Raw genomic sequence first — 3,791 nt, 5'->3', positions numbered from 1 at the left:
CTCGTCGGCGGCCTGGGGTCCCGCCTCGGCGGTCAGGAGTCCCGCCCCGTCGGAGGCGAGGGGTCCCGTCCCGTCTGCGGCCGGGGCCCCCGTCCCGTCCGCGGCCGGGGCTCCCGCGCCGTCGTCCGTCAGGGGTCCCACCCCGTCGTCCGTGATCTCCAGCCGTACCTGTTCCGCCGAGCCGTCGAGCGTGATCACGCAGTGGGTCGCGGAACTGTGCCGTACGGCGTTGGTCACCGCTTCCCGTACCACCCACCCCAGCAGCACCTCGGTCTGCGGCTCCAGGGGCGGCCCCGACAGCCGTACGAGCGGCTCGATCCCCGCCGCCGTCAGGGCGGAGCGCGCCCGGTCCAGGTCGGCGGAGAGGCTGCCCTCGCGGTAGCCGCTGACGGCTTCGCGGATCTCCGTCAGGGCCTGCCTGCCCACCGACTCGATGTCGGAGACCTGTGTCAGCGCCGCGTCCAGGTCACGCGGCGCGAGCCGCCGCGCGGCCTCCGCCTTCACCACGATCACGGAGAGCGTGTGGCCCAGCAGGTCGTGCAGGTCGCGGGAGAACCGCAGCCGCTCCTGCTCCACCGCCGAGCGGGCCAACTCCTCACGGGTGGCGCGCAGTTCACCCACCGTCTCGGCGAGGGTGAGGATCGCGGCGGTCACCATCATCGAGATGAACGTCCCGTACGCGATGGTGATCGCGTCCCAGCCCCCGTAGTACGCCGAGACGACCGCCGCCGCCGCGGTCAGCGGGAAACCCACGAGGCCGAGGAGCCGGCCGCGCAGCACACTCCCGCAGGCCAACCCGTAGAGCGGGAAGAACATCAGCCAGTTGTCGCCGTACCCGGCGGCGAGGCCGAACGTCGGCACCGCCATCGCGCCGAGCAGCCACCACGTGGTGGGGGTGTTCCGCCTGGACGGGACGAAGGACCGGAACACCACGGAGATGTAGAGGGAGTTGAAGACCAGCAGCCCGGCGCCGGCGATCCAGGCGTTGGAGGTCTCTCCCCGGACGAGGTTGGAGAACGAGCCGAGGCCGAGCAGCAGCCACGGCAGCAGGGTGTACCCGCTGGGCGGTCCGGGCCTGCCCCGCTCGTGGCGCGGTTCGCCGGCGGTCCGTGCCGGCCGCGTGTGCGTCGGTCTCATGCTGTCCTCGCTGACCTGCGGTACGAGAGCACAGCGTACGAACCGAACGCGGCCAGCCACCCGAGCAGCACCATGATCGTGACAGCGCCCGGGGCACGGCCCGCCGTGGTGGACCAGCCCAGGTCGGCGAAGCGGTTGGCGGGGGTGTACGCGGCGACCGACCGCAGCCAGTCCGGGAACGCGTCGATCGGGAACCAGAGCCCGCCGACCACGGCCAGCAGCATCAGCGAGCCCATGCTCACCGCCCCCGTGGTCTGGGCCGTCAGGCGGTAGCCGTTGCCGATGCCGAGCAGGGTGAAGGGCAGCGCGCCCGCCCACAGCAGCACCACCAGGGCGGCCCACTGCCACAGGTCCAGGCGTACACCGTTGACGAGACCGCCCGCCGCGAGCACCGCCAGCAGGGTGGGCAGGACGGTCACCGACGCGCTCAGCGCCCGGCCGGTCACCACACTGCGCGGGGACATCGGCGTGACACGCAACTGCCGCAGCCAGCCCTGGGACTTGTCCTCGGCGATCCCCGTCCCGGTCGACACCGCCGCGCCCAGCGCGCCGTACGCCGCCATGCCGACCATCGAGGAGATCTTCCACTCCATGGCAGCCGCGTTGTTGTCCACCCCGATGTTGGTGAACAGCAGGTACATCAGGACGGGGCCGCCCGCGCCGAAGATCAGGAAGCCGGGGTCGCGCAGGGTCCTGCGCACTTCGAGCGCGATGTAGGCGCGCATCACACGGTCTCCTTCGAGGGGTTGGTGTTCGTGGGGTCGGTGGGGTCGGTGGTGTCGGTGTCGGTGGGAGGGCTGCCCGTCAGGGCCACGAAGGCGTCTTCGAGCGTGGCCGGGGTCACTTCGAGCCGGCGGATCCACCCCCGTCCGGCGAGGGCGACCACCGTCGCGTCCGAGTTGCCGGTACGGAGCAGGGCCCGGCCCCCGCGTACCTCGGCGGACACCACCCCGGGCAACCGCTCCAGCGCGTGGGCGTCTTGAGAACTCCCGTCCGCCAGGTCGAACGACACCAGGTGGCCGCCGGCCGCGCTCCTGATCCGCTCACCGGTCCCGTCGGCGACCACCCTGCCGTGGTCGAGCACGACGATCCGGTCCGCGTTCCGGTCGGCCTCCTCCAGGTAGTGCGTGGAGAAGAGAACGGTGTTGCCCCGGTCGGCGTAGGCCCGCATGGAGTCCCAGAAGGCCCGCCTGGCCTCCACGTCGAGCGCGGCGGTCGGCTCGTCCAGGACGATCAGCTCAGGCCCTCCGGCCAGCGCGACGGCGAACCGCACCCGCTGCGCCTGGCCGCCCGACAGCTTGTCGACGCGCCGTCCCGCGAGGCCGGTGAGCCCGGCGAGGGCGAGCACCTCGTCGACCGGCAGGGGACGGGGGAAGGTGCTCGCGACGAACGACACCAACTCCCTTACGGTCACCCGGCGGATCGGCCGGCCGTCCTGGAGCATCGCCCCGACCCGCCCGGCGGCCACGGCCCGCGCGGGCGTCTGCCCGAAGAGCCGTACGGTCCCCGCGTCCGGCTCGTCCAGGCCGAGGAGCAGCGCGATGGCGGTGGACTTGCCCGCGCCGTTGCGGCCGAGCAGCGCGACGGTCTCGCCGCGCGGAATCGTGAGATCGGCCGCGTCGACGGCCCGTACCGTACCGAAGCTCTTGACCACGCCGGTGAAACTCACGGCGATGGAGGGGGAGTCGGGGAGGGAGGCCGAGCCGGGGAGGGAGGGCGAGCCGGGCAGGGTCCCCGGAGCCGCTCGTTCTGCTGTCCGCGTCATGGCCACGACGCTACGGAGCACGGGTACGGTCCCGGCAGAGGCGCATGTACGGACTCGGGCAGTACATATGTCACTTGGCGGGTCCGGTACACGCACATGTCACTCGGCGAACCCGGCACACGCACATGTCACTCGGCGGACTCGGTACACGCACATGTCATTCGGCGGACCCGGCACACACCGACCGGACACACGGAGGGGCCGCCGCTCACCGCTGCCGGTGTGCGACGGCCCCTCACGGGACGCTCGTTCAGGCCGCCCTGCTGTTCTCCTCCGGGCGGCGGTGCCGTCCGTACGCCGGAGACGCCGAGTCCTCCGTCGGAGCCGCGCCCCCTCGGTGTTTTCCGATGCCGCCGTCGTCGCCCCGGTGGTCGGCCGCTCCGTGCGGGACCGGCCGCCCCTGGGTCGTGTCGGTTCGGGCTTCAGACATGTGGGAAGTCACCCCGTCGTGATCGCTGCTGGTCAGGTCGTTCCGCTGGTACGCGCAGGAGCCGGCCGCCCCGCACCGCCCCCGGCGGAGTCGTGGTCACTGTCCACATCACGCGGTCACTTTCCCCACCACGCGCGCACACCACGGTCACCGACCGTGTGCGGTCGATACGGCTGCGTAGCCCCGGCGAAAGTCTAGGCCCGCCCTCAGGACCGGACTCAGCCAGGTGCCCCGCGGCCGGTGAGCGGTGCCTGTTGCAACGGCACCGGCCTGCACATCACAGGAGTGCCGGAGGCGCCGGATGGTTCCCCTTCGGAGCCTTCCGCTTGTGCCGGTTCTGTGATCGACGCCGACCGCGGTCCCGACCGAGGCCCCGACTGCGGTCCGCACTGCGGTCCTGACCCCGGCCCCGGCCCCGGCTCCGGCCCCGACTGCGGTCCCGACCCGGGCACCCGGGGG

4 protein-coding genes are annotated in these 3,791 nt (G+C 72.6%); all 4 read right to left on the bottom strand.

Translation table 11 applies throughout. From position 1 onward, the window contains the following. On the bottom strand, positions 1 to 1,137 hold a 1,137-nt coding region (locus tag GT042_RS12240; RefSeq protein WP_161308748.1), incomplete at its 3' end, for a histidine kinase. Further along, positions 1,134 to 1,862 (bottom strand): ABC transporter permease, encoded by a 729-nt coding sequence (locus GT042_RS12235; RefSeq protein WP_161308747.1) that lies wholly within the window; start codon positions 1,860 to 1,862, stop codon positions 1,134 to 1,136. The genes GT042_RS12240 and GT042_RS12235, both read right to left, overlap by 4 nt. Next, on the bottom strand, positions 1,862 to 2,806 hold the full coding sequence (locus GT042_RS12230; RefSeq protein WP_161308749.1) for an ABC transporter ATP-binding protein: 945 nt from the start codon (positions 2,804 to 2,806) through the stop codon (positions 1,862 to 1,864). The genes GT042_RS12235 and GT042_RS12230 overlap by 1 nt, the downstream gene beginning before the upstream one ends. Before the next feature lie 346 nt (positions 2,807 to 3,152). Next, positions 3,153 to 3,332, bottom strand: a complete 180-nt coding sequence (locus GT042_RS12225) for a hypothetical protein (protein WP_161308746.1) — start codon at positions 3,330 to 3,332, stop codon at positions 3,153 to 3,155. Positions 3,333 to 3,791: the final 459 nt, after the last annotated feature.

The organism is Streptomyces sp. SID3212 (genome assembly GCF_009865405.1).
Taxonomy (GTDB): domain Bacteria; phylum Actinomycetota; class Actinomycetes; order Streptomycetales; family Streptomycetaceae; genus Streptomyces.
The sequence above is the reverse complement of the archived record's forward strand: the minus strand, read 5'-3'. Positions and strand labels throughout refer to the sequence as shown.

Excerpts from the sequence above, each read along its gene's own strand:
- GT042_RS12235 (WP_161308747.1), bottom strand. The coding sequence starts at position 1,862 with ATGCGCGCCTACATCGCGCTCGAAGTGCGCAGGACCCTGCGCGACCCC.
- GT042_RS12225 (WP_161308746.1), bottom strand. The coding sequence starts at position 3,332 with ATGTCTGAAGCCCGAACCGACACGACCCAGGGGCGGCCGGTCCCGCAC.